Annotated in this window: 19 protein-coding genes; 15 read left to right on the top strand and 4 right to left on the bottom strand. The window is 75.6% G+C overall.

The window, feature by feature from the left end:
• Nucleotides 1–3: 3 nt before the first annotated feature.
• The gene (locus OG774_RS03120; protein WP_328306580.1) at nucleotides 4–1,152 is read right to left on the bottom strand and encodes a polyprenyl synthetase family protein; all 1,149 of its coding nucleotides are present in this window, start codon (nucleotides 1,150–1,152) and stop codon (nucleotides 4–6) included.
• 132 nt (nucleotides 1,153–1,284) lie between these two features.
• Here OG774_RS03120 and OG774_RS03125 point away from each other — a divergent pair, with 132 nt between their 5' ends.
• A complete protein-coding gene (locus OG774_RS03125) occupies nucleotides 1,285–2,175 on the top strand; it encodes a methylenetetrahydrofolate reductase (protein WP_328306582.1) in 891 nt (296 codons plus the stop codon).
• A gap of 61 nt (nucleotides 2,176–2,236) precedes the next feature.
• On the opposite strand, the gene OG774_RS03130 is transcribed toward OG774_RS03125, so the two are convergent.
• On the bottom strand, nucleotides 2,237–2,968 hold the full coding sequence (locus OG774_RS03130) for a DUF3153 domain-containing protein (protein WP_328306584.1): 732 nt from the start codon (nucleotides 2,966–2,968) through the stop codon (nucleotides 2,237–2,239).
• Between the two features lie 35 nt (nucleotides 2,969–3,003).
• Entirely contained in the window at nucleotides 3,004–3,612 is a 609-nt protein-coding gene (locus OG774_RS03135; protein ID WP_328306586.1) for a GNAT family N-acetyltransferase, read from the bottom strand.
• 368 nt (nucleotides 3,613–3,980) lie between these two features.
• Between OG774_RS03135 and OG774_RS03140 the strand changes: the two genes are divergently transcribed.
• Complete coding sequence (locus tag OG774_RS03140; RefSeq protein WP_328306588.1) at nucleotides 3,981–4,274, top strand: hypothetical protein; 294 nt, start codon at nucleotides 3,981–3,983, stop codon at nucleotides 4,272–4,274.
• Nucleotides 4,275–4,310: 36 nt separating this feature from the next.
• Nucleotides 4,311–4,865 (top strand): SAV_6107 family HEPN domain-containing protein, encoded by a 555-nt coding sequence (locus OG774_RS03145; RefSeq protein ID WP_328306590.1) that lies wholly within the window; start codon nucleotides 4,311–4,313, stop codon nucleotides 4,863–4,865.
• A 3-nt stretch (nucleotides 4,866–4,868) separates the two neighbouring features.
• Here OG774_RS03145 and OG774_RS03150 read toward each other — a convergent pair whose 3' ends face one another.
• A complete protein-coding gene (locus tag OG774_RS03150; RefSeq protein ID WP_328306592.1) occupies nucleotides 4,869–5,708 on the bottom strand; it encodes a ParA family protein in 840 nt (279 codons plus the stop codon).
• 58 nt (nucleotides 5,709–5,766) lie between these two features.
• Between OG774_RS03150 and OG774_RS03155 the strand changes: the two genes are divergently transcribed.
• From OG774_RS03155 to ftsW, 12 genes are all read left to right on the top strand, one after another.
• Nucleotides 5,767–6,519 (top strand): class I SAM-dependent methyltransferase, encoded by a 753-nt coding sequence (locus OG774_RS03155; protein ID WP_328306594.1) that lies wholly within the window; start codon nucleotides 5,767–5,769, stop codon nucleotides 6,517–6,519.
• Nucleotides 6,516–7,841: a DNA polymerase IV gene (gene dinB, locus OG774_RS03160; RefSeq protein ID WP_442873990.1), complete on the top strand. Its 1,326-nt coding sequence runs from the start codon at nucleotides 6,516–6,518 to the stop codon at nucleotides 7,839–7,841. Before OG774_RS03155 ends, dinB begins: the two co-directional genes overlap by 4 nt.
• Before the next feature lie 134 nt (nucleotides 7,842–7,975).
• On the top strand, nucleotides 7,976–8,368 hold the full coding sequence (locus tag OG774_RS03165) for a DUF3040 domain-containing protein (protein WP_328306596.1): 393 nt from the start codon (nucleotides 7,976–7,978) through the stop codon (nucleotides 8,366–8,368).
• A gap of 712 nt (nucleotides 8,369–9,080) precedes the next feature.
• Complete coding sequence (mraZ, locus tag OG774_RS03170; RefSeq protein ID WP_274190179.1) at nucleotides 9,081–9,512, top strand: division/cell wall cluster transcriptional repressor MraZ; 432 nt, start codon at nucleotides 9,081–9,083, stop codon at nucleotides 9,510–9,512.
• Nucleotides 9,513–9,722: 210 nt separating this feature from the next.
• Nucleotides 9,723–10,712 (top strand): 16S rRNA (cytosine(1402)-N(4))-methyltransferase RsmH, encoded by a 990-nt coding sequence (gene rsmH / locus OG774_RS03175; protein ID WP_328306599.1) that lies wholly within the window; start codon nucleotides 9,723–9,725, stop codon nucleotides 10,710–10,712.
• Nucleotides 10,709–11,395, top strand: coding sequence for a hypothetical protein (locus tag OG774_RS03180; RefSeq protein WP_328306601.1), 687 nt, complete (start codon nucleotides 10,709–10,711; stop codon nucleotides 11,393–11,395). Before rsmH ends, OG774_RS03180 begins: the two co-directional genes overlap by 4 nt.
• 194 nt (nucleotides 11,396–11,589) lie before the next feature.
• Nucleotides 11,590–13,341: a peptidoglycan D,D-transpeptidase FtsI family protein gene (locus tag OG774_RS03185; RefSeq protein WP_328306603.1), complete on the top strand. Its 1,752-nt coding sequence runs from the start codon at nucleotides 11,590–11,592 to the stop codon at nucleotides 13,339–13,341.
• A gap of 209 nt (nucleotides 13,342–13,550) precedes the next feature.
• The gene (locus OG774_RS03190) at nucleotides 13,551–15,068 is read left to right on the top strand and encodes a UDP-N-acetylmuramoyl-L-alanyl-D-glutamate--2,6-diaminopimelate ligase (RefSeq protein WP_328310744.1); all 1,518 of its coding nucleotides are present in this window, start codon (nucleotides 13,551–13,553) and stop codon (nucleotides 15,066–15,068) included.
• On the top strand, nucleotides 15,065–16,549 hold the full coding sequence (locus tag OG774_RS03195; protein WP_328306606.1) for a UDP-N-acetylmuramoyl-tripeptide--D-alanyl-D-alanine ligase: 1,485 nt from the start codon (nucleotides 15,065–15,067) through the stop codon (nucleotides 16,547–16,549). The genes OG774_RS03190 and OG774_RS03195 overlap by 4 nt, the downstream gene beginning before the upstream one ends.
• Nucleotides 16,546–17,613, top strand: coding sequence for a phospho-N-acetylmuramoyl-pentapeptide-transferase (gene mraY / locus OG774_RS03200; protein ID WP_274190174.1), 1,068 nt, complete (start codon nucleotides 16,546–16,548; stop codon nucleotides 17,611–17,613). Before OG774_RS03195 ends, mraY begins: the two co-directional genes overlap by 4 nt.
• Complete coding sequence (murD, locus tag OG774_RS03205) at nucleotides 17,610–19,100, top strand: UDP-N-acetylmuramoyl-L-alanine--D-glutamate ligase (RefSeq protein ID WP_328306609.1); 1,491 nt, start codon at nucleotides 17,610–17,612, stop codon at nucleotides 19,098–19,100. Before mraY ends, murD begins: the two co-directional genes overlap by 4 nt.
• On the top strand, nucleotides 19,097–20,413 hold the full coding sequence (gene ftsW / locus OG774_RS03210) for a putative lipid II flippase FtsW (protein ID WP_328306611.1): 1,317 nt from the start codon (nucleotides 19,097–19,099) through the stop codon (nucleotides 20,411–20,413). The genes murD and ftsW overlap by 4 nt, the downstream gene beginning before the upstream one ends.
• Nucleotides 20,414–20,444 lie beyond the last annotated feature (31 nt).

Below are 20,444 nucleotides of genomic sequence, written 5' to 3' on the forward strand. Positions count from 1 at the left end.
GGATCAGCGGGCGCGCCGGGTGGCGGCGACGGCCAGATCGGCGAGCCGGTCGGGGGCCGGGACGGCCAGGACCGGGGCGTCGGCACCGCGCACCGCATCGAGTGCGGAGGCGGTGAGCTCGGTGATGCGGCGCTCGACGTCGTCGACGACGCCGAGGGAGACGAGGGCCTCGCGGGCCGCGGCGACGCCCTCGGGGTCGAGGTGGGGGTCGCCCACGGCGCGCTCGACGACCGCGGCCGTCGTGCGGTCGGGGTGCGCGCGGGTCAGCGCGACGAGCAGGGTCAGCTTGCCCTCGCGCAGGTCGTCGCCGGCGGGCTTGCCGGTCACGGCCGGGTCGCCGAACACGCCGAGCAGGTCGTCGCGCAGCTGGAAGGCGATGCCGAGGTCGGTGCCGTAGCGGCGCAGCGCGGCGATCGTCGTGTCGTCGGCGCCCGCGATCGCGGCCCCGAGGTGCAGCGGGCGCTCCACGGTGTAGGCCGCGGTCTTGTACCGGCTGATGCGCAGGGCGGTCTCGGGGCTCGAGTCGGACGACGCGTGTCCCTGGACGTCGAGGAACTGGCCGCCGAGCACCTCGGTGCGCATGGCCTGCCACGCGGGGCGGGCGCGGGCGAGCGCGACGGGGTCCACCCCGGACTCGTGGAGCATGTCGTCGGCCCAGGCGAGGGCCACGTCGCCGAGCAGGATCGCGACCGCGGCGCCGAAGCGCGTCGGGTCGCCCGTCCAGGCGGCGCCGGCGTGCCGCGCCGTCCACCGGGCGTGCACGGTGGGCTCGCCGCGGCGTGTCGCGGAGTCGTCGATGAGGTCGTCGTGCACCAGCGCGCACGCCTGGATGAGCTCCAGGGCGCTCACGGCGCGCAGCACCGCGGAGGGGTCGTCGAGGCCGCCCGCGGCCCGCCAGCCCCACCACGCGAACGTGGGACGCAGCCGCTTGCCGCCGGCGAGGACGAACCGTGTGAGGTCGTCAACGGCGTCGGCGTACTCCTCGGCGATGTCGGCGCACTCGTCGCGCCTGCCGGCGAGGTAGTCGGCCAGGTCGGCGGTCACCGCGCCGGGCAGGTCGTGCTCGATGGCGCGTCCGCCCTGCTCAGCAGGGCTGCCGAACGGGGCGCGGGCACCGTTGTCGGCTCGCGTCGAGACTCCGCCGAGCGTCATCCGCACTCTCCCCTCCGGACCGCAGACGTGTCCGGGACCGGAGCCTAGGGCCGTTCGGCCGACCTGGCCGATCGGGCGGTCCCGGTCACAACGGACCTCCGTAACGACGCCCCGTCACCGTAGGGTCGCCGGATGGCTACTGTGACGGAGCGCATCCAGCGCGGGGTGCCCACGTTCTCGGCGGAGTTCTTCCCGCCCAAGAACGATGAGGGCGAAGCCACACTCTGGCGCACCATCCGCGACCTGGAGCCGCTCGACCCGGCCTTCGTGTCGGTCACCTACGGCGCCGGCGGCTCGAGCCGCGACCGCACCATCCGCACCACCGGTCGCATCGCCACCGACACCACGCTGACGGCGATGGCCCACCTCACCGCGGTCGACGCCTCGCTCGACGACCTGCGCCAGGTGATCGGCTCCTACCTCGCGGCGGGCATCAGCAACGTCCTCGCGATCCGCGGCGATCCTCCCGGGGACAAGGACGCCGACTGGGTGCCGCACCCGGCGGGGCTGAGCTACACCGAGGAGCTCGTCCACATGGTGAACCGCCTGGGCGACTTCTGCGTCGGCGTCGCGGCCTTCCCGTACCTGCACCCGCGCTCGGCCGACGAGGACACCGACACCCGGTTCTTCGTGCAGAAGGTCAAGGCGGGCGCCGAGTTCGCGATCACGCAGATGTTCTACGACGCCGACGAGTTCCTGCGCATGCGCGACCGCATCGCCGCCGCCGGCTGCGACATCCCGGTCATGCCCGGACTGATGCCGATCACGACGCCGAAGTCGGCCGAGCGCGGGGCGGACTTCTCCGGAGCGCCGCTGCCGAAGCTCATGTCCGAGCGCCTCGACCCCCTGGCCGACGACGCCGCGGGCTACCGCGACGCCGGCATCGACCTGTGCGTCGAGCTGTCCCAGCGGATGTTCGACGAGGGCGTCACGAACATCCACTACATCAGCATGAACCGCTCGCCCGCGGTGGTGGACGTCGTCCAGCGCCTCGGTCTCGTGCCGGCGACGCCCCGCTCCTGAGGCCGTCCGGCCCCGTCGGCCCGTGGGTCGGCGGGGTCGGAAGGCTCGATCAGGGGCCCGATCAGCGGCGTGCGCGTGTCCGGAGCTGGGTGCGCGACGACGCGGCCAGCACCACCACGATCGCGACCGCGACCGCGACCACCGCGAGCAGCAGCAGCGACCAGGCGATCCACGACGGGGCGTCGGGGTCCGGGTACTCGATCACCGCGTTGACGTCGTTGACGGTGCCCGGCTGCAGCGTCCAGCTGATGAGCCCGGGCGTCGCCGTCCCGTCGGTCTGGCGGATCGAGCCCGGGAACGCCATCTTCAGCTGCACGTCGGCGCTCTCCGGCGACACCCGCGTGAGGTCGACCTGCCCGGACACGACCACCCGGTCGCCCGCACGGCGCATCTGGACGCGGATCGCCTGCGTGCTCGTCGGGCTGATCGAGGGCAGCAGGCGGGTGACCTCGTCGAACGACAGGTCGTCGAACTGCACCTTGGAGCCGATGTAGCCGTCCTGCTCGTAGCGCTCGACCGAGACGTTCCCGCTGAGGTCGTCGGGCACCTGGAGGGGCGGCCCCTGCCCGGCGGGGGCCCCGTCCGGGGTGGCGATGTCGACGACGCCCGAGACGCGGTCGTCCGGGGAGACGGCCATGCCCGCGCGCACCCGCACGCAGCCCGTGCCGAGGACGCCGACCAGGGCCAGCACCACGGCCAGGAGCACGAGGGTGCGGCGGCGCTTGCTGCTCGAGGGCGTGCTGCTCGGGCGGGTGCTCGGGCGGGTGTCGGTCGGGGGAGCGGACGCGGGCACCCGCGCATGGTGCCAGGCGCCCCCGACGGTCCCGGTCAGGTGCGGCCCGGGCGGTGCGGCGTGCCCGGGGGCTCGAGGGGCAGGGCCCGGCCGAGCACCGCGAACGGCCGCGGGTCGCTCGTGAACCGGTGGTGGCGCAGGACGTCGGTGAACCCGAGGCGGCGGTAGAGCGACCACGCGCGGGACGGCGGGTCCGCCTCGGGGGTCGAGAGCAGGACGTGGCGGTTCGCCGGTTGCGTCAGCAGGCGGCGGGCCAGCGCCTCGCCGAGGCCGTCGCCCTGGACGTCGGGCCGCACGTGCAGCTCGGTGAGCTCGAAGTAGTCGTCGAGCACGGTCTCGGCCAGCTCGCGGCCGGCGGCGCCGCCGGCGAGCAGGCCGCGGCGCACCTCCTCGAACCACCACTGACCCCGCGCGCCCGGGTAGCCGTACGCGATGCCCCACAGCGAGCGGTCGGGCCCGAGCGCGGCCGCGGCGTGCCAGCCCGGACGCCGGGAGTGCTCGACCCACATCGGGCGTCGCTGCCGCACCGTGCCCGGCGGATAACCCATCGCGCGCACGTAGACGGTCAGCGCCTCGTCGAGCCGGGCCGCCAGGTCGTCGGGCGTCAGGTCGACGACCGTCGCGCGGGCCGGCGCGGCGGTCATCGGCCGGCTCCCGCGGCGCGGGGGGAGTCGGAGGCGGACACGCCGATATCTCACCACGCCCCGGCCGCCGTCCACGGGTCGATCTCCCCGGGCGGGTGCTCCCGGTGCGGGCGCGGCGTGGTCCCGGCGCGGTCCCGGCGTGGTCCCGGCGTGGTCCCGGATCGCCTCCGAGGGACCGGCGGATCGACTTGACGGCGTCGGACCGACCGGGTTCACTGGATCCTATCGAACACGTGTTCGATCGCTCGGACGGCGGGGCGGGGGAAGCGCCCCGCCGTCCGGGAGTGCCGCCGGCTCCCCACGGTGGCAGGCACCCACTCGACCCGGGCCCCGGGTCGAGGAGCACGAGCCGCCGTGGAGGACGCATCGTGGTTCGCAGTCCGTCGCCGGTCCAGGTCCGCTGTGCGGACGGCGACCCGGTCGAGTTCCATCGCCGCCCGAACCGGCGGGACAGTCACTACCTGGTCACCGAGGTGCAGGAACGCTGGATCGAGGAGTCCCGGTGGCCGTTCCTCTCGGCCATGCCGGTCGGGGGAGACCGGTGCCGCTGCTGGCGCGTGCTCGCGTGCCGGTCCGACGAGCCGCACCTGCCGCCCGGCGAGTTCGTGCTGCGCATGCGCTCGGGTCCCGGCGTGTGGGACCTCCGCCGGGCCGGCTCCTGACCCGCTCGCGACGCCCGATGCCCTGAGGAGATCACCATGACCAGCGCTCTCGCCATGCCCGGACTGTTCGACACCACCCCTCTGGAGGCCGCCCCGCGCGGGGCGGCGCCCACCGACGCCGGACCGGCGGTCCCCGCGCCCGCCCGGTCCGGCTCGCCGGCGCGGTCGGACGAGCGCGGGGCCCCCACCCGCGCCACCCCGGCCGCGCCGGCCCCGCCGCCGTCGCGCACGGTGGTGCAGCTGCTCGGCGCCGCCCGCGACGAGCTGCGGGCCGCCCAGGCCGAGGACGACGCCGCCGAGCGCTTCCGTGCCGCCCACCTCGGGGCCCTGCGCGCCGCGGCGGCGGTGCTCGCCCTGCGGGCCCGCGCCAAGCGCGCCTCGCGCCCCACGGACGCCTGGACGCTGCTGGCGTCCGTCGCGCCGGAGTACGGGGAGTGGGCCGCCTTTTTCGCGGCACACTCGGCGACGCGCTCGGCCGTCGAGGCCGGGGTGCGGGGCAAGGTGTCCCAGCGCGACGCCGACGACATGGTGCGCCAGGCCGACCTGTTCCTCGCCCTGGTCACGCGCACCGTCGCCGGGCGCGGACGCTGACGGTCAGGCCTCGGGCGTCCGCCGGGCCCGCCCGCGGCCCGACCTGTTGATGCGGGAGCGCACGATGCGCCCGAGCAGCGAGTCGAACTGGCTCGCGATCTCGCGGGCGCCCGGGGTGTCCCAGCGCTGGATCGGCACCCCGGCGCCCTGGGCCTGCTGCACCGCGCTGCGGTCGGGCAACGCCCCGGAGATGACGAGGGGGCCGAAGAGCTCGCGCAGCTCACCCAGGCGGAACTCGTGCTCCGAGGAGCGCGCCCGGTACTTGTTCACCAGCACGCCCAGCGGCTGGAGGTCCGGGTTGTTCTCGCGCTCGGCCTGCACCGCCTCGAAGGCGCGCTGCACACCGGACACCGCGAAGATCGTGGGCTCGGTCACCAGGACGGCCCGGTCGACGGCCACGAGGGCGGAGCGGGTCAGCTGGCCGAGCGAGGGCGGGCAGTCGATGAGCACGAGGTCGTACTTCGCCAGCCCCGTCCGGGTGGCGCCCTCCTCGTCCTTGGGCAGGTCGCCGAGCAGGCGCGCCAGAGCCCCCAGCCGCTGCGACCCCGGATCGGGGTGGTTGTGACGCTCGATGTCCTCCGAGCCGACGAGGACGTCGAGCTCCTCGCCCCAGGCGCTGGGGGCGATCGACGACGCGAGCAGCGCCGCCGACGGCCGTTCCATGGCCTGCGCGATCGTCGTCTCGGTGGCCTCGGGCTCGAGCGCGGTCGTCGCGTTGCCCTGGGGGTCGAGGTCGACCACCAGGGTCCGCAGACCGGCCCGGAGGGCGGATCCGGCAAGGCCCAGGACGACGGTCGTCTTCCCGACCCCGCCCTTGAGGCTCAGCACCCCGGTGACGTGCACGGAGCGAACCTACCGGTCGGTGCCCCCGCGCACCCGTCACACGTTCTACGGTGTCGCGGTGAGTCGCGCCCCGTCGTTCGCCCCGGTCGACGTCGTCGCGCGCACGCTGCGGGTCGAGCTCAACGCGGCGCGGAGCCGTCGCGGCGGCGTGGCACCCCGCGTGCTCGACGTCGGCGGCGGCAGCGGCACCTGGGCGGTGCCCCTGGCCGCCGACGGGTGCGAGGTCACGGTCGTCGACTCCAGCGCCAACGCCCTCGCGGTGCTCCGCAGCCGGGCGCGCGAGTCGGGGGTCGCCGGCGGCGTGCGGGCGGTGCAGGGCGACGTGGACGCGCTGGCCGACGTGGTCGCCGACGCCGAGGCCGACCTGGTCCTCGGGCACGGGCTGCTCGAGTACGTCGACGACCCGGCCGAGGCGTGCCGGGCGCTCGCCCTCGCGACCGTCCCCGGTGGGGCGCTCTCCCTGCTCGTCGCCGGCCGGTTCGCCGCGGTGCTCTCGCGGGTCGTGGCCGGTCGGCTCGAGGAGGCCCGCCGGGTGCTCGTCGACCCCTCGGGGCGCTGGGGTGCCGACGACCCGCTGCGCCGGCGCATGGACGTCGAGGAGATCCGCACGCTGGTCGAGGCGGAGGGGCAGCTGTCGGTCGAGCGGGTGCAGGGACACCGGGTGCTCGCCGACCTCGTGCCCGACGGCGTCCTCGACACCGGCGGCGGCGTGCCCGACCCGCTCGCCGAGCTCGAGGACATCGCCGCCGGCACCCCGCCCCTGCGTGACATGGCCTCGCAGCTGCACGTCCTCGCGCGGCGGCCGGGCTGAGCACGCCCCCCTCGGGACACGCGCCCGGCCGGGACGCGGGCTGCGGCATCCTGCACGTCGACATGGACGCGTTCTACGCGTTGGTCGAGATCCGGTCACGGCCCGAGCTGCGGGGCCGCCCGGTCGTGGTGGGCGGCGGCCCGGAGCGCGGCGTCGTGCTCTCGGCGAGCTACGAGGCCCGGGCCCACGGGGTCCGCTCGGCGATGCCCTCGGCCCGCGCGCACCGGCTGTGCCCGCAGGCCGTGTTCCTGCCGCCGGACTTCGCCACCTACTCCGAGGTCTCCCGCGCGGTCTTGGAGGTGTTCCGCTCGGTCACGCCGCTGGTGCAGCCGCTGAGCCTCGACGAGGCGTTCCTCGACGTGTCCGGCGCGCTGCGTCGGCTCGGGGCGACGCCGCTGGAGATCGCGGCGTCGATCCGCGAGCAGGTCGCCGCCTCGCAGGAGATCACCTGCTCGGTCGGCATCGCGTCGACGATGTTCGTCGCCAAGCTCGCCTCGCGGGTGGCGAAGCCGGACGGGGTGCACCTCGTGCCCGCCGACGGTGTCCGCGCCTTCCTCGACCCGTTGCCGGTCGGCGCGCTGTGGGGCGTCGGGGCGCGGACGGAGGAGGTGCTCGCCCGCCACGGCATCGCGACGGTCGGCGACGTCGCCGCGGCCGGGCTGACGACGCTCCGGCGGGCGGTGGGGGAGGCCCACGCCGCCCATCTGTTCGCCCTGGCGCGTGGTGTCGACGAGCGGCGGGTCGACCCGCACGGCCGCGAGAAGTCCGCCGGCGCCGAGGAGACGTTCGCCCGCGACCTCGTCGACCGGGCCGTCATGCGGCGCGAGCTGCTGCGCCTCGCGGACCGCACCGGACGGATGTTGCGCCGGCGCGCGGTGCGGGCGCGGACCGTCGCGCTCAAGGTCCGTTTCGACGACTTCACCACGATCACACGATCGCGGACCCTCCCGGCGCCGACGGATCTCGCCCGTGAGCTGTACGCGACCGCGGGCGAGCTCCTCGACGCGCTCGGCCCGATCGCGCCGGTGCGACTGCTCGGTGTCCGTGCCGAGGGGCTCGTCCCGGCGGACCGCGCGCCCGAGCAGATCGTCCTCGGTGAGGCCGAGCACGGCTGGTCGGACGCCGAGCGCGCTGCTGACCAGGCCCGATCACGCTTCGGCGTCGCCGCGGTCCGTCCGGCGAGCCTGCTCGGCGATCCGGACCCGACCCGAGCCCGCTCACCCGTCGAGGCCGCGGATCCGGCGCGTGGTGACAGGTCGAATCGTCACCGAGAGCATCCGAGCGTGTCGCGAGCGGCGTCACCACGGGAGCCGAACGGATGATCAGGAGCGCAACACGCCGGTCCGGGTAGTGGGACTGCCACCGGACTCGTACGATGGGTGTCGGACATCCCGACGATGCCCGCCGGACCCCCCGAGGTCGGGCGTCTTTCCCATTCCGGTGCCGGAGGAGAAACATGCCGCTCTCCGAGCACGAGCAGCGCCTGCTCGAGCAGATCGAGCGCGCCCTCTACGACGAGGATCCGAAGTTCGCGTCCACCGTGCGGGGAGGCAAGCTCCGACGCCCGTCGCGCCGTCGCCGCGTGCAGGGCATCGCCCTCTTCGTCATCGGCGTCGTGATGCTCGTGCTGGGCGTCGTCTTCAGCTCCTCCACCGTGGGGATCATCGTCAGCGTCGCGGGCTTCCTCGCGATGTTCGGCGGCGCGATCCTCGCCATCACGTCCTTCGGTGCGCGTAAGAAGGAAGCCGCCGCCGCCGAGGGTGAGGCCCCGGCCGCGACCGAGAAGGAACGCAGCCGCTTCACCTCGCGGATGGAAGAGCGCTTCCGCCGCCGCTTCGAGCAGGAGTAGCCCTCCGCTCCTCGACGCCCCGACGCGCCGCCGGCCCCCGTGGTCGGCGGCGCGTCGTCGTTCCGGGGTCCGGGTGGGAGTGCTCATGATCAGGGGCACGTCGACACCCCGGAGGCGCGCCGGCGGGTGCGCACCGCGCCCGTGATCTCCCGATGGCCGTGGCGTCGCTGCGCGTGATCGCTGCGGGTGCTCCGGCGAGCCCGTGACGCGGGTCCGGGGGAGCAGCGGGCGCGGTCACGGTCCGGGCGACGTCCCCCACCCCGCCCCACCGGGCCGGCGAGCGGGTCCCCACCTCGCCCCACCCGGCGGGCGGCGACTGCGGCTGCGCGGGACCCGTGATCGCGCCGGGTGCTCCGGCGAGCCCGCCCCCACTCCGCCCCACCGGGCCGCCGAGCGCGCCCCCCACCTCGCCCCACCCGCACGCCCCGGGACTCCCCACCCCGCCCCCCACCCCGCCCCACCGGCAGGCCGAGGCGCCACATCCCCTGCTCAGACGGCCCCGGTCCCACCCCGGAACGGCGTGTCGACGGGCTCGCGGGGCCCGGAGGCGTCAGGGTCGCGCTCACGCCCCCCACATCACCCCACGGGCTCTGAGCAGGCAGAACACCCCGATGGGGGATCACGAGGTCCTCAGGATGGTTTGGTCGTGGGGGATCGTGGGGTATGGTGGTGAGCAGTGGGGCGGACGGGCCTCGCTAGGGAGGTGGGCGCCGTGTTCCTCGGCACCCACACCCCGAGATTGGACGACAAGGGCAGGTTGACCCTGCCCGCGCGGTTCCGGGACGAGCTCGCAGGGGGGCTGATGATCACGAAGGGTCAGGACCACTGCCTCTACGTGTTCCCCCGTGACGAGTTCGAGCAGATGGCCCGCAAGGTGGCCGAGGCGCCGTTCACCGACGAGCGGGTGCGCGCGTACCAGCGCTACCTGTTCGCCGGCACCGACGAGCAGCGCCCCGACTCCCAGGGGCGTATCCCGATCACGGCCGAGCTCCGGCGCTACGCCGGGCTCGACCGCGACTGCACGGTCATCGGGGCGGTCAACCGCCTCGAGATCTGGGACAGCGCGGCGTGGGCGCGGTACCAGGACGAGCACGAAGCCGGCTACGCGCAGGCCCAGCAGGAAGTGCTGCCCGGCGTCTTCTGACGCCGACCGCACCGACAAGCGAACACGTGGCGCCCTCGAGGGGCGCCGGGTCGGGTGCCGTGAGGCCCCGGTCCGCAGGGCGACGGCCCTGGCGCACCTTCCCCGGCGCCAGGTCCGTCGATCTGCGGGCCGGGACGTGACGGCATCCGGCCGCAGCAGCAGACGACCGGGCCGCGCGGCCCGGGACGACGAGTCGGTGGGGGGCGTTCGGTGGACGACGAGGGGCAGGAGCCGCAGTCTCCGCAGTCCCTGCCCGCCCGTCACGTCCCCGTCCTGCTCGACCGCATCCTCTCCCTCTTCGAGCCGGCCCTCGCCGATCGCGACGCCGTGCTCGTCGACGCCACCCTGGGGGCTGCCGGCCACTCCGCCGCGCTCCTTTCTCGGCACTCGAGACTCACTCTTGTAGGTGTTGACCGCGACCGGTCGGCGTTGCGGCTCGCTTCTGAACGGCTGAGCGACTACGCCGAACGCACTCACTTCGTCCACGCCGTCTTCGACGCGATCCCCGACGTCCTCGACGACCTCGGGTTCGACGGCGTCCAGGGCGTGCTCTTCGACCTCGGCGTGTCCTCGATGCAGCTCGACGAGGACGAGCGCGGCTTCTCCTACGCCCGCGACGCCCCGCTGGACATGCGGATGGACCCGACGACCGGCCCGACCGCGGCCGACGTCCTCAACACCTACGCGCCCGGTGACCTGGTGCGCGTGCTGCACGAGTACGGAGAGGAGCGATCGGCCCGGCGCATCGTCGAGGCCGTCGTGCGCGCCCGGCGGCGGGCTCCGTTGCGGACCAGCGCGGAGCTCGTCGCCCTCCTCGACGAGGCCATCCCGGCCGCCGCCCGCCGCACCGGCGGGAACCCCGCCAAGCGCACGTTCCAGGCGCTGCGGGTGGAGGTCAACGGCGAGCTGGACGCCGTCGCCGGCGCGATCCCGGCCGCGGTCCGGGCGCTGGCCGTCGACGGCCGGGTGGTCGTCATGTCCTACCAGTCCCTCGAGGACCGGATCGTCAAGCGCGTGCTCGCCGAGCACTCGCGCACCAAGGCCCCACCGGACATGCCCATCGTCCGGCCGGAGGACGAGCCCGAGCTTCGCCTGCTGACCCGCGGCGCGGAACGGGCCGATGAGGACGAGATCGCCGCGAACCCACGGGCGGCGTCGGTGCGGCTGCGTGCCGCGCAACGTATTCGGGAGGCCGCATGAGCACCGGGACCCTGACCGGCCCCCGCCCGGGCACGACGAGCACCCGACCCGCGTCGCGGGACACCGGCACGGGCCGCCCCGCGGCCCCGGTACGGCCGGCGACGAAGCCCTCCACCCGGGCGACGGACACGCGCGCCTCCGGCACGGCGCCGTTCGTCCTCCTCATCATGGTGCTGCTCACCGGGGGACTGGTGGCGACGCTGTGGCTCTCGACGGCGGCCGCCGCCGACTCGTACCGGCTCGACGAGGCCCGCCAGGTGGCCCGCGACCTGTCCGAGCAGAGCGAGCGCCTGCACCGCGACGTCGAGGCCGCGCAGTCGGCGCCCGCGCTGGCCGCCGCCGCCCGGGCCCAGGGCATGGTGCCGGCGGGGGAGCCCGCGGTGCTGGTGATCGCGCCCGACGGGTCGTCCCAGGTCGTCGGGGACCCGAAGCCCGCACAGGCCATCGCCCCGCCGCCGCCGGTCGCCGTTCCCGCCACCCCGCCCGCCGGCGCGCAGGGCAACGGCGCCCAGGCCGCCACCGACGGGCAGCCCGCCCCCGCGCCGGCCGGCGCCGCCGCGGCCGAGGACCAGCTGGTCGCGGTCCAGGAGGCGACCCCGGACACCACCCCGGACCCGGCGAACTCCGAGACCACCCCCGACTCCGCAGCCGCCGCCGACGACGCCTCGCCGGCGGCCCCCTGATGCCGCGCGGCTCCACCACCATGAGCAGGGCCACCCTGAGCAGGGCCACCCTGAGCCGGCCGCCGGCGCGCGGCCCGGGCGTGCGGGGCCCCGGTGGCCGTCGCCCGTCACCGCCGCCGCCCCCGCCGCGGCAGCCCCGCCGTCGCCCGGCCCCACGGCCGCCGGACCCGCGGCGTCGCCTGCGGGTCGGTCGCGTGATCCTCGTGGCGGTGCTCCTGCTCTGCACCCTCAAGCTGATCGAGGTCCAGGGCCTGCGCGCGGGGGAGCTGTCGGAGGACGCCGCCCGCCAGCGCACGACGAAGCTCGTCGTGCCCGCCGAGCGCGGCGCGATCCTCGACCGCTACGGCACCCCGCTCGCGTTCAGCGTCGAGGCCAAGGCGCTCGTCGCGAACCCGCGGCGCATCACCGAGGACTGGAACGACCCCGCGATCCGCAGCCGGCCGGGCTCGCCGACCCCGGACCAGCGCAAGTCCGCGATCGCGCTGGGCATCGGCCGCATCCTCGGCCTCGACCCCGGCCCGATCTTCGCGTCGCTGACCTCGGACCGCAGCTACGTCGTGCTCGCCCCGCTGGTCGACCCCGGGGCGTCGCGCCAGGTGCGCGAGACGTTCCCCGAGATCGCCGAGGAGGACCGCGAGTCGCGGCAGTACCCCGCGGGTGACGTGGCCGCGACCGTCGTCGGCAGCGCCGCCTGGAACATGGACCGCCAGAAGATCCGCGGGTCGATCGGGCTGGAGAGCGCGCTCGACACCACGCTCGCCGGCCAGGACGGCTTCCGCGTCGTCGACACCGCGGAGGGCAGCGACGCCGTCATCCCCGGCACGACGCGCGCCGAGCAGCCCGCGCAGGCGGGCCGCGACATCGTCCTCACTCTCGACACCGACCTGCAGTACGCGGTCGAGCAGCGCCTGCGGGAGTACACGGCCCGCGTCGGCGCCCGCAACGGCAGCGCCGTCGTCCTCGACGCGCACACCGGCCAGGTGCTCTCGATGGCCAACTCCGGGTCGTTCAACCCCGCTTCCCCGGGCGCGCCCGGGGCCCAGCTGAGCAACCCGTCGGTGACGTCACCGTTCGAGCCGGGCTCGGTCAACAAGCTCGTGACGATGGCCGCGGCGCTCGAGGCCGGCGTCGCCCGGCCCGAGGACGTCCTCCAGGTCCCGGGCAGCATCCGCGTCGCCGACCGCACGATCAGCGACGCCTGGTCCCACGGCACGATCAACCTCACCCTCAACGGCGTGCTCGGGCGCTCCTCGAACGTCGGCACGCTGATGACGGCCCAGCGCGTGGGCCCCGACCGGTTCGCGTCGATGCTCGAGTCGCTCGGCGTCGGCACCCGTACGGGCATCGAGCTCCCGGGCGAGAGCCCCGGCTCGGTGCCGTCCCGCGAGGACTGGTCGGGCAGCACCTTCGGCAACCTGCCCATCGGCCAGGGCCTCTCGATGACCACGCTGCAGATGGCGAGCATGTACCAGGCCGTCGCCAACGACGGCGTGCGCGTGCCGCCGCGGGTGGTGGAGGCCGAGGTCGGCGCCGACGGCGTCCGCACCCCGTCGCCGACGCCCGAGGGCGTGCGGGCGATGAGTCCGGAGACCGCGCGGACGATGCGCGACATGCTGCAGTCGGTGACCCAGGACGGCCGCGGGGGCAACCGCGGCACGGGCCCGCAGGCGGCGATCCCGGGATATCCGGTCGCCGGCAAGACGGGGACGGCGCAGCAGGTCGACCCGGGCTGCGGCTGCTACTCCCAGTCGAACTACTGGATCACCTTCGCCGGCATGTTCCCGGCCAAGGACCCGCGCTACGTCGTCGCGCTGATGCTCGACCGCCCGCCGGGCGGCGACTCGGCCGCGCCGCTGTTCCACGACATCGGCGCCTACCTCGCCCAGCACGGGGCCGTGCCGGTGTCCACCGCGCCGCCGCGCCAGGTGCCGCTCACGCTGCCGTGAGTCCGCTGCAGGCCACAGGGCCTGCGGAGGGACGGTGGAGACGGTGAGTAGCCTTCGCCATCGTGCCCGCCGCACCGCCGAGAACCACCGATGACGCCGCCGGACCCGCTCCGGGGCGGGGTGGTGACGACACCGCCGGCGCGGCAGGCGCGGCCCCCGAGGACGGCCCTCTGCGCCCCCTGCGCGTCACGCCCGTGACGGTCACCGAGGTGGTCGCCCGGCTGCGGGAGACCGGCTCCGTGGAGATCGTCGGCGACGCCGACGCCCGGCTCACCGGGGCCACGCTGCGTGCGCACGAGGTGCGTCCCGGCGACCTGTTCGCGGCCCTGCCCGGCAGCCGTGCGCACGGCGCCGACTTCGCGGGCGACGCGCTGGCCCGCGGCGCCGCGGCCGTCCTCACCGACGCCGACGGGGCCGCCCGCCCGACGCTCCGCGAGGCCGCCCTCGAGGCCGCCGTGCCCGTCCTCGTGCACCCCGACCCCCGTGCCGCGATCGGGCCCGCCGCGGCACGGATCTACGGCGACCCCTCGACGCGCCTCGATGTGCTCGGCGTGACCGGCACCAGCGGCAAGACGACGACCGTCTACCTGCTCGAGGCCGCGCTCGCGGCGGCCGGGGCGAGCACCGGGCTGATCGGCACCGTCGAGACCCGCCTCGGCGGGCGACGGCTGCATCCGGGCAAGCACACCGATAGGGCCTTCACGACGCCCGAGGCGCCCGACCTGCAGGCCCTCCTCGCGACGATGGTCGACGACGGCGCGACGCACGTCGCCATGGAGGTCTCCAGCCATGCGCTGAGCCTCGGTCGCGTCGGCGGCACCCGGTTCGCGGTCGGGGCGTTCACCAACCTCTCGGCGGAGCACCTCGACTTCCACGCCGACATGGAGGACTACTTCGCGGCGAAGGCCCGCCTGTTCGACGGGCGCTCCGCGGCCGAGGTCGTCTGCATCGACTCGGCGTGGGGCCGGCGCCTGGTCCGCGAGGGCAGCAAGAAGAGAACGGTCACCGTCGGCACCCCCGAGGCCGACTGGCACGCCGCCGACGTCGTCGCCCTGCCGGACGGCACGCAGCGGTTCACCGCGCACGGCCCGGACGGGCTCGCACTGCCGGTCACCCTGCGCCTGCCCGGTGCCTTCAACGTCACCAACGCGCTGCTCGCCCTCGCCTGCGGGCACGCCGCGGGCCAGGACCCCGCCGTGCTCGCCCGCGGGCTCGCCCAGGTCCGCGTGCCCGGGCGCATGCAGCGCGTCGAGGCCGGCCAGCCGTTCCTCGCCGTCGTCGACTACGCGCACAAGCCGGCCGCGGTCGGCGCCCTGCTCGAGACGCTGCGCGCCCAGGCCGCCGAGACCGGCGGGCGCGTGCTCACCGTGCTGGGCTGCGGGGGCGATCGCGACCGCGCCAAGCGCCCGGTGATGGGCCGGCTCGGCGCCCAGCTCTCCGACCACCTCTGGGTCACCGACGACAACCCCCGCACCGAGGACCCGGCCGCGATCCGCGCCGCGGTGCTCGACGGCGCCCGCGAGGTTCCCGACGCCCTGGTCGACGAGATCGGCGACCGCCGCGCCGCCATCGCCGCGGCCGTGGCCGAGGCGCGCCCGGGCGACGTCGTCGTGGTGGCCGGCAAGGGCCACGAGACCGGCCAGCAGGTCGGGGCCGAGAAGCTCCCGTTCTCCGATGTCGAGGAATTGGAACAAGCGCTCCTGCGGACCCAGGGCGGTCCCCGGTGATCGAGCTGACCCTCGCCGACGTCGCCCGCGTCACCGGCGGGCGGCTGCACCGCGCGTCGGGTGACGAGCGCATCACCGGCTCCGTGGAGTTCGACAGCCGCGCCGTGACCCCGGGCGGCCTGTTCGTCGCCCTGCCCGGCGAGCGGGTCGACGGGCACGACTTCGTGGACGCCGCGACGGCGGCGGGCGCCGTCGGGGTGCTGGCCGCCCGCGAGGTGGACGCGCCGGCCGTGATCGTGCCGCCGGTCTCGGGGATCTCCAGCTCCTACGTGCTCGCCGCGGACGCCGACGGCGCCGGGGCCGGGGTCCTCGCCGCGCTGGCCGTCCTGGCGCGCCACGTCGTCGACACCCTCGTCGCCAACACAGGATCTCGGGGCGGCCTCTCCGTCGTCGGCATCACGGGTTCGTCGGGCAAGACGTCGACCAAGGACCTCACCGCGCACCTGCTGGAAGCCGGCCCGGACGGGAAGGGGAGCCCGACCGTCGCCCCGCCCGGCTCGTTCAACAACGAGCTCGGGCACCCCTGGACCGCGCTGCGCGCCACGCCCGAGACCCGCCATCTCGTCCTCGAGCTCTCCGCCCGCGGGCCCGGCCACGTCGCGGCCCTGTGCCGGGTCGCGCCGCCGCGGATCGGCGTCGTGCTCAACGTCGGCTCGGCCCACCTCGGCGAGTTCGGCTCGCGGGAGGCGATCGCACAGGCCAAGGGCGAGCTGGTCGAGGCCCTGCCGGCGGCTCAGGACGGCGGCGTCGCCGTCCTCGGCGCCGACGACCCGGTGGTGGCGGCGATGGCGCAGCGCACCGCGGCACGCGTCGTCCACACCGGGCGGGCGCTCGCGGCGACGGTCCGGGCGGTCGACGAGCGCCTCGACGACGCCGGGCGCGCGACGTTCCGGCTGGTCACACGCGCGGGCGAGACGCCGGTGACCCTCGGGCTGCACGGCGCCCACCACGTCGACAACGCCCTGGCCGCAGCGGCCGTCGCGCTCGAGGCGGGCCTGGACCTCGGCACCGTCGCCGCGCGCCTCGCCACCGCGGCGCCCCGCTCGCGCTGGCGCATGGAGCTCACCGAGCGTCCCGACGGCGTCCGCGTGCTCAACGACGCCTACAACGCGAACCCCGAGTCGATGCGCGCCGCGCTGGCGACGCTCGCCGCCATGGGCGGGCGCCACACCGCGGTGCTCGGCGTCATGGCCGAGCTCGGCGACGACGCCCCGCAGGCGCACACGGAGCTCGGCCGCGAGGTCGCCCGCACGGGTGTGCAGCGGCTCGTCGTGGTCGGGGGCGACGGCCCGGTGGCCGCGCTGCACGAGGCCGCGACGGCGGGGGGCGTCGACTCCCACCTGGTGCCCGACGCCGCGGCGGCGGCCGACATGATCAGCGCCGGCGTCGCTCCGGGCGACGTCGTCCTGGTGAAGGCCTCCCGCTCGGCGGGGCTCGAGCGGGTCGCGGACGCGCTGGTGAACGGGAGAGGAGCCCGATGAGGGGCGTGCTGGTCGCGGCGGGGGTCGCGCTGGCCGTGTCGATCCTTCTGACCCCGTACGTGATCCGGCTGTTCATCAAGCAGGGGTTCGGCCAGGAGATCCGCGAGGAAGGGCCGCAGAGCCACCGCGGCAAGCGCGGCACCCCGACGATGGGTGGCGTCGCGATCCTCGTGGCGGTGTGGGCGGGCTACCTCGTCGCCCACCTGGTCGGCGACGTCGCGATCTCGGCGTCCGGCCTGCTCGTGCTGATGCTCATGACGTCGCTGGGAGTCGTCGGCTTCCTCGACGACTTCATCAAGATCCGACGCCAGCGCAACCTGGGCCTGAACAAGACCGCGAAACTGGTCGGCCAGCTCGTCACGGCGGTGCTGTTCGGCGTGCTCGCGCTGCAGTTCCCGGACGAACAGGGGCTGACGCCGGCGTCGCCGAACCTGTCGTTCGTCCGCGACATCGCGGTGGTCAGCCTCGGCGCGGTCGGGTTCGTCGTCTTCTGCTACCTCGTGGTGACGGCGTGGTCGAACGCCGTGAACCTCACCGACGGGCTCGACGGCCTCGCCGCCGGGACGTCGGCGATGGTGCTGGCCACCTATCTGATCGTGTCGTTCTGGCAGTTCCGCAACGCCTGCGGGATGCAGATCGAGGCCGGCTGCTACCAGGTGCGGGATCCGCTCGACGTGACGCTCGTGGCGGCCGCGGCGATGGGCGCGTGCATCGGCTTCCTGTGGTGGAACGCGGCGCCTGCCCGCATCTTCATGGGGGACACGGGCTCGCTGGCGCTGGGCGGTCTGTTCGCCGGCCTGTCGATGGTCACGCGCACCGAGCTGCTGCTCGTCGTCCTGGGCGGCGTGTTCGTCGTCGAGGCGCTGTCGGTGGTGCTGCAGGTCGCGGTCTTCCGGACGACGCGACGGCGACCGTTCCGCATGGCCCCGTTCCACCACCACTTCGAGCTCGCGGGCTGGGCAGAGACCACGGTGATCATCCGGTTCTGGTTGCTCGCGGCGATCTGCTGCGCGCTGGGGCTGGGCCTGTTCTACAGCGAGTGGTTGGCGGCGTCGGGCGGATGACGGCCTGGCACGACCGGCACGTGCTGGTGGCGGGGGCCCGGCGGACCGGGGTCTCCGTCGTCGACGTGCTGCGGTACCTCGGGGCCCGGGTCACGGTCGCGGACGGCGACCAGGCCCAGCTGGACCTGCTCGGCGACCGCCCGGTGGCCCGCACCCGGGAGCTCGCCGCGCTGCCCGACGGGTGCGACCTCGTGGTGACCAGCCCCGGCTTCCGCACCGACTCGCCGCTGGCGCTGGCGGCCCGCGCGGCGTCGGTGCCGATGGTCGGCGAGCCGGAGCTCGCCTGGTGGCTCGGCGACGACCCGGCGATCTGCCCGGACGGGCCGCCGCGCTGGCTCGCGGTCACCGGCACGAACGGCAAGACCACCACCACGACGATGCTCGAGGCGATCCTGCGCGCGGCGGGGGAGGACACCGTCGCCTGCGGCAACATCGGCCTACCGATCGTGGACGCGATGCGGGCGGGCCACCGGGTGCTGGCGGTGGAGCTGTCGAGCTTCCAGCTCGAGTGGTCGCCGTCGGTGCGCCCCTTCGCCGGGGCGGTGCTCAACCTCGCCGAGGACCACCTCGACTGGCACGGCTCGATGGCCGCCTACGGCGCCGCGAAGGCCCGGGTGCTGCGCGGTGACGTCGCGGTCGCGGGCCTCGACGACCGCGAGGCCGCCGCACTGCTGATCGCCGCGCCGGCCCCGCGCCACGTCGGCTTCACCCGCGGCGAGCCCGGCCCGGGCGAGCTGGGGATCGTCGACGGGCACCTGGTGGACCGGGCGTTCGGGGACGCCGTGCCGCTCGCGCCCGCCGCCGACGTCGCCCCGCCCGGCCCGCCCGGGGAGCTGAACGCCCTGGCCGCGGCCGCCCTGGCCCGCGCGCACGGAGTCGCGCCCGAGGCGGTGGCCGCCGGCCTGCGCGCCGTCGCCCCCGGCCCGCACCGCGGGGCCGTGGTGGCCGAGGCCGGCGGGGTCCGGTGGGTCGACGACTCGAAGGCCACCAACCCGCACGCCGCCGCCGCGTCCCTCGCCGCGCACCCCCGCGTCGTCTGGGTGGCGGGCGGCCTGCTCAAGGGCGCCGACGTCGGCGAGCTCGTCGTCGCCCACCGCGACCGGCTCGCCGGCGCCGTCGTCCTGGGCCGCGACCGGGACCGCGTCCACGCCGCGCTCACGCGACACGCCCCCGAGGTCCCCGTCCTCGACGTGGGCGGGGGTGACGATGAGCCGGTGAGCGACGACCGGCAGGACCCCGACGCAGGCATGCGCGGCATGACCAGGGCGGCCCGGGCCGCCGCCACCCTGGCCGGGCCCGGCGACACCGTGCTGCTCGCCCCCGCGGCGGCGTCCATGGACATGTTCCGCGACTACGCGGCGCGGGGCGACGCGTTCGCCGCCGCCGCGCGCAGCGTCGCCGGCGGGGTGGGCCCGCACGGGGCGGCGTCGCCCCCCGACCCGGATCCCGCCCCCGAGACCGTGAGCGGGCCCGGCGGCACGGCGTGAGCGCGCCGGCCCGGCGGCCACGGCAGCGCCCGGCCCGTCCGGGCGTCCTGGCCCAGGCCCGTACGGCCCTGCACCAGTGGCTCGAACGCCCGCTGACCTCCCTGCACCTCGTGCTCGCGGTGTTCGGGCTGCTCACCGCCCTCGGGCTGGTCATGGTGCTGTCGGCGTCCGCGGTGTCGGCGTACGCCGCGGGCGGCTCGTCCTACGGCGTGTTCTTCCGGCAGTCCGTGTTCGCCATGATCGGGCTCGTCCTGTTCTGGGTCGGCGTGCGCGTCCCGCCCCGGCGCCTGCGGGCCGCGAGCCCGTGGCTGCTCGCGGGTTGCCTGGTGCTGCTGGTCCTCGTGCTGGTGCCCGGCCTCGGCGCCATGGTCAACGGCTCGCGCAGCTGGTTCCGCGTCGCGGGGCTGTCGCTGCAGCCCTCGGAGCTGACGAAGATCGCGCTGGCGCTCTGGGGCGCGCACGTCCTCGTCCGCCACCGCCCGCACCCGCGGACCTGGCGCGCGGCGCTGATGCCGTTGCTGCCCGTCGCGCTGCTGGTGCTCGTGCTCGTGCTGGCCCAGCCCGACCTGGGTACGACGATCTCGCTCATGATCATCGTCTTCGCCCTGCTGTGGTTCGCGTGCGCGCCGCTGGGCCTGATGGCGTTCATCGTCTCGAGCGGCGTCGTGGCCTCGGTGGTGCTCGGCGTCGTCGCCACCTACCGGCAGAGCCGGATCACCGCGTTCCTCAACCCGGACACGGCCGACCCGCTCGGCCCGGCCTATCAAGCGCGCCAGGCGCTGTACTCGCTCGCCGACGGGAGCCTGTTCGGCGCGGGCCTCGGCCAGGGGCGGGCGAAGTGGGACTACCTGCCCAACGCCGACAACGACTTCATCTTCGCGATCATCGGCGAGGAGCTGGGGTTCGTCGGGGCGGGCGCGGTGATCGCCCTGTTCGTCACGCTCGCCTACGTCGGGCTGCGGATCGCCGCGCGCAGCGTCGACCCGTGGATCCGCGTCGTCGCCTCGACGCTCACCGTCTGGCTGGTGGCCCAGGCCTGCATCAACATCGGCTACGTCGTCGGGCTGCTGCCGGTCACCGGCATCCCGCTGCCCCTGGTGTCCTCGGGCGGCACGTCGCTGGCGCTCGCCCTGCTCTCCGGCGGCCTGCTCGCGAACTTCGCCCGCCACGAGCCGGAGGCGGCCGCCGCGCTGCGCGCCCACGGGCAGGGGCGTCTCGCCCGGGCCCTGCGCCTGCCGGAGCCGAGCCTGCCGCGCGCGGCCGCGACCGACCGCCCGGCGCGACGGGACGGGTCCCGGGGAGGGGGCCGGTGAACGCGCCGGGGGCGGCCCCGGACGATGGGGG

This window comes from Actinomycetospora sp. NBC_00405 (assembly GCF_036044095.1).
In the GTDB taxonomy this organism is placed as follows: Bacteria; Actinomycetota; Actinomycetes; order Mycobacteriales; family Pseudonocardiaceae; genus Actinomycetospora; species Actinomycetospora callitridis.

Excerpts from the sequence above, each read along its gene's own strand:
- murD (WP_328306609.1), top strand. The coding sequence starts at position 17,610 with ATGACGGCCTGGCACGACCGGCACGTGCTGGTGGCGGGGGCCCGGCGG.
- OG774_RS03125 (WP_328306582.1), top strand. The coding sequence starts at position 1,285 with ATGGCTACTGTGACGGAGCGCATCCAGCGCGGGGTGCCCACGTTCTCG.
- OG774_RS03180 (WP_328306601.1), top strand. The coding sequence starts at position 10,709 with ATGAGCACCGGGACCCTGACCGGCCCCCGCCCGGGCACGACGAGCACC.
- OG774_RS03135 (WP_328306586.1), bottom strand. The coding sequence starts at position 3,612 with ATGACCGCCGCGCCGGCCCGCGCGACGGTCGTCGACCTGACGCCCGAC.
- OG774_RS03145 (WP_328306590.1), top strand. The coding sequence starts at position 4,311 with ATGACCAGCGCTCTCGCCATGCCCGGACTGTTCGACACCACCCCTCTG.
- OG774_RS03120 (WP_328306580.1), bottom strand. The coding sequence starts at position 1,152 with ATGACGCTCGGCGGAGTCTCGACGCGAGCCGACAACGGTGCCCGCGCC.
- mraY (WP_274190174.1), top strand. The coding sequence starts at position 16,546 with ATGAGGGGCGTGCTGGTCGCGGCGGGGGTCGCGCTGGCCGTGTCGATC.
- OG774_RS03165 (WP_328306596.1), top strand. The coding sequence starts at position 7,976 with ATGCCGCTCTCCGAGCACGAGCAGCGCCTGCTCGAGCAGATCGAGCGC.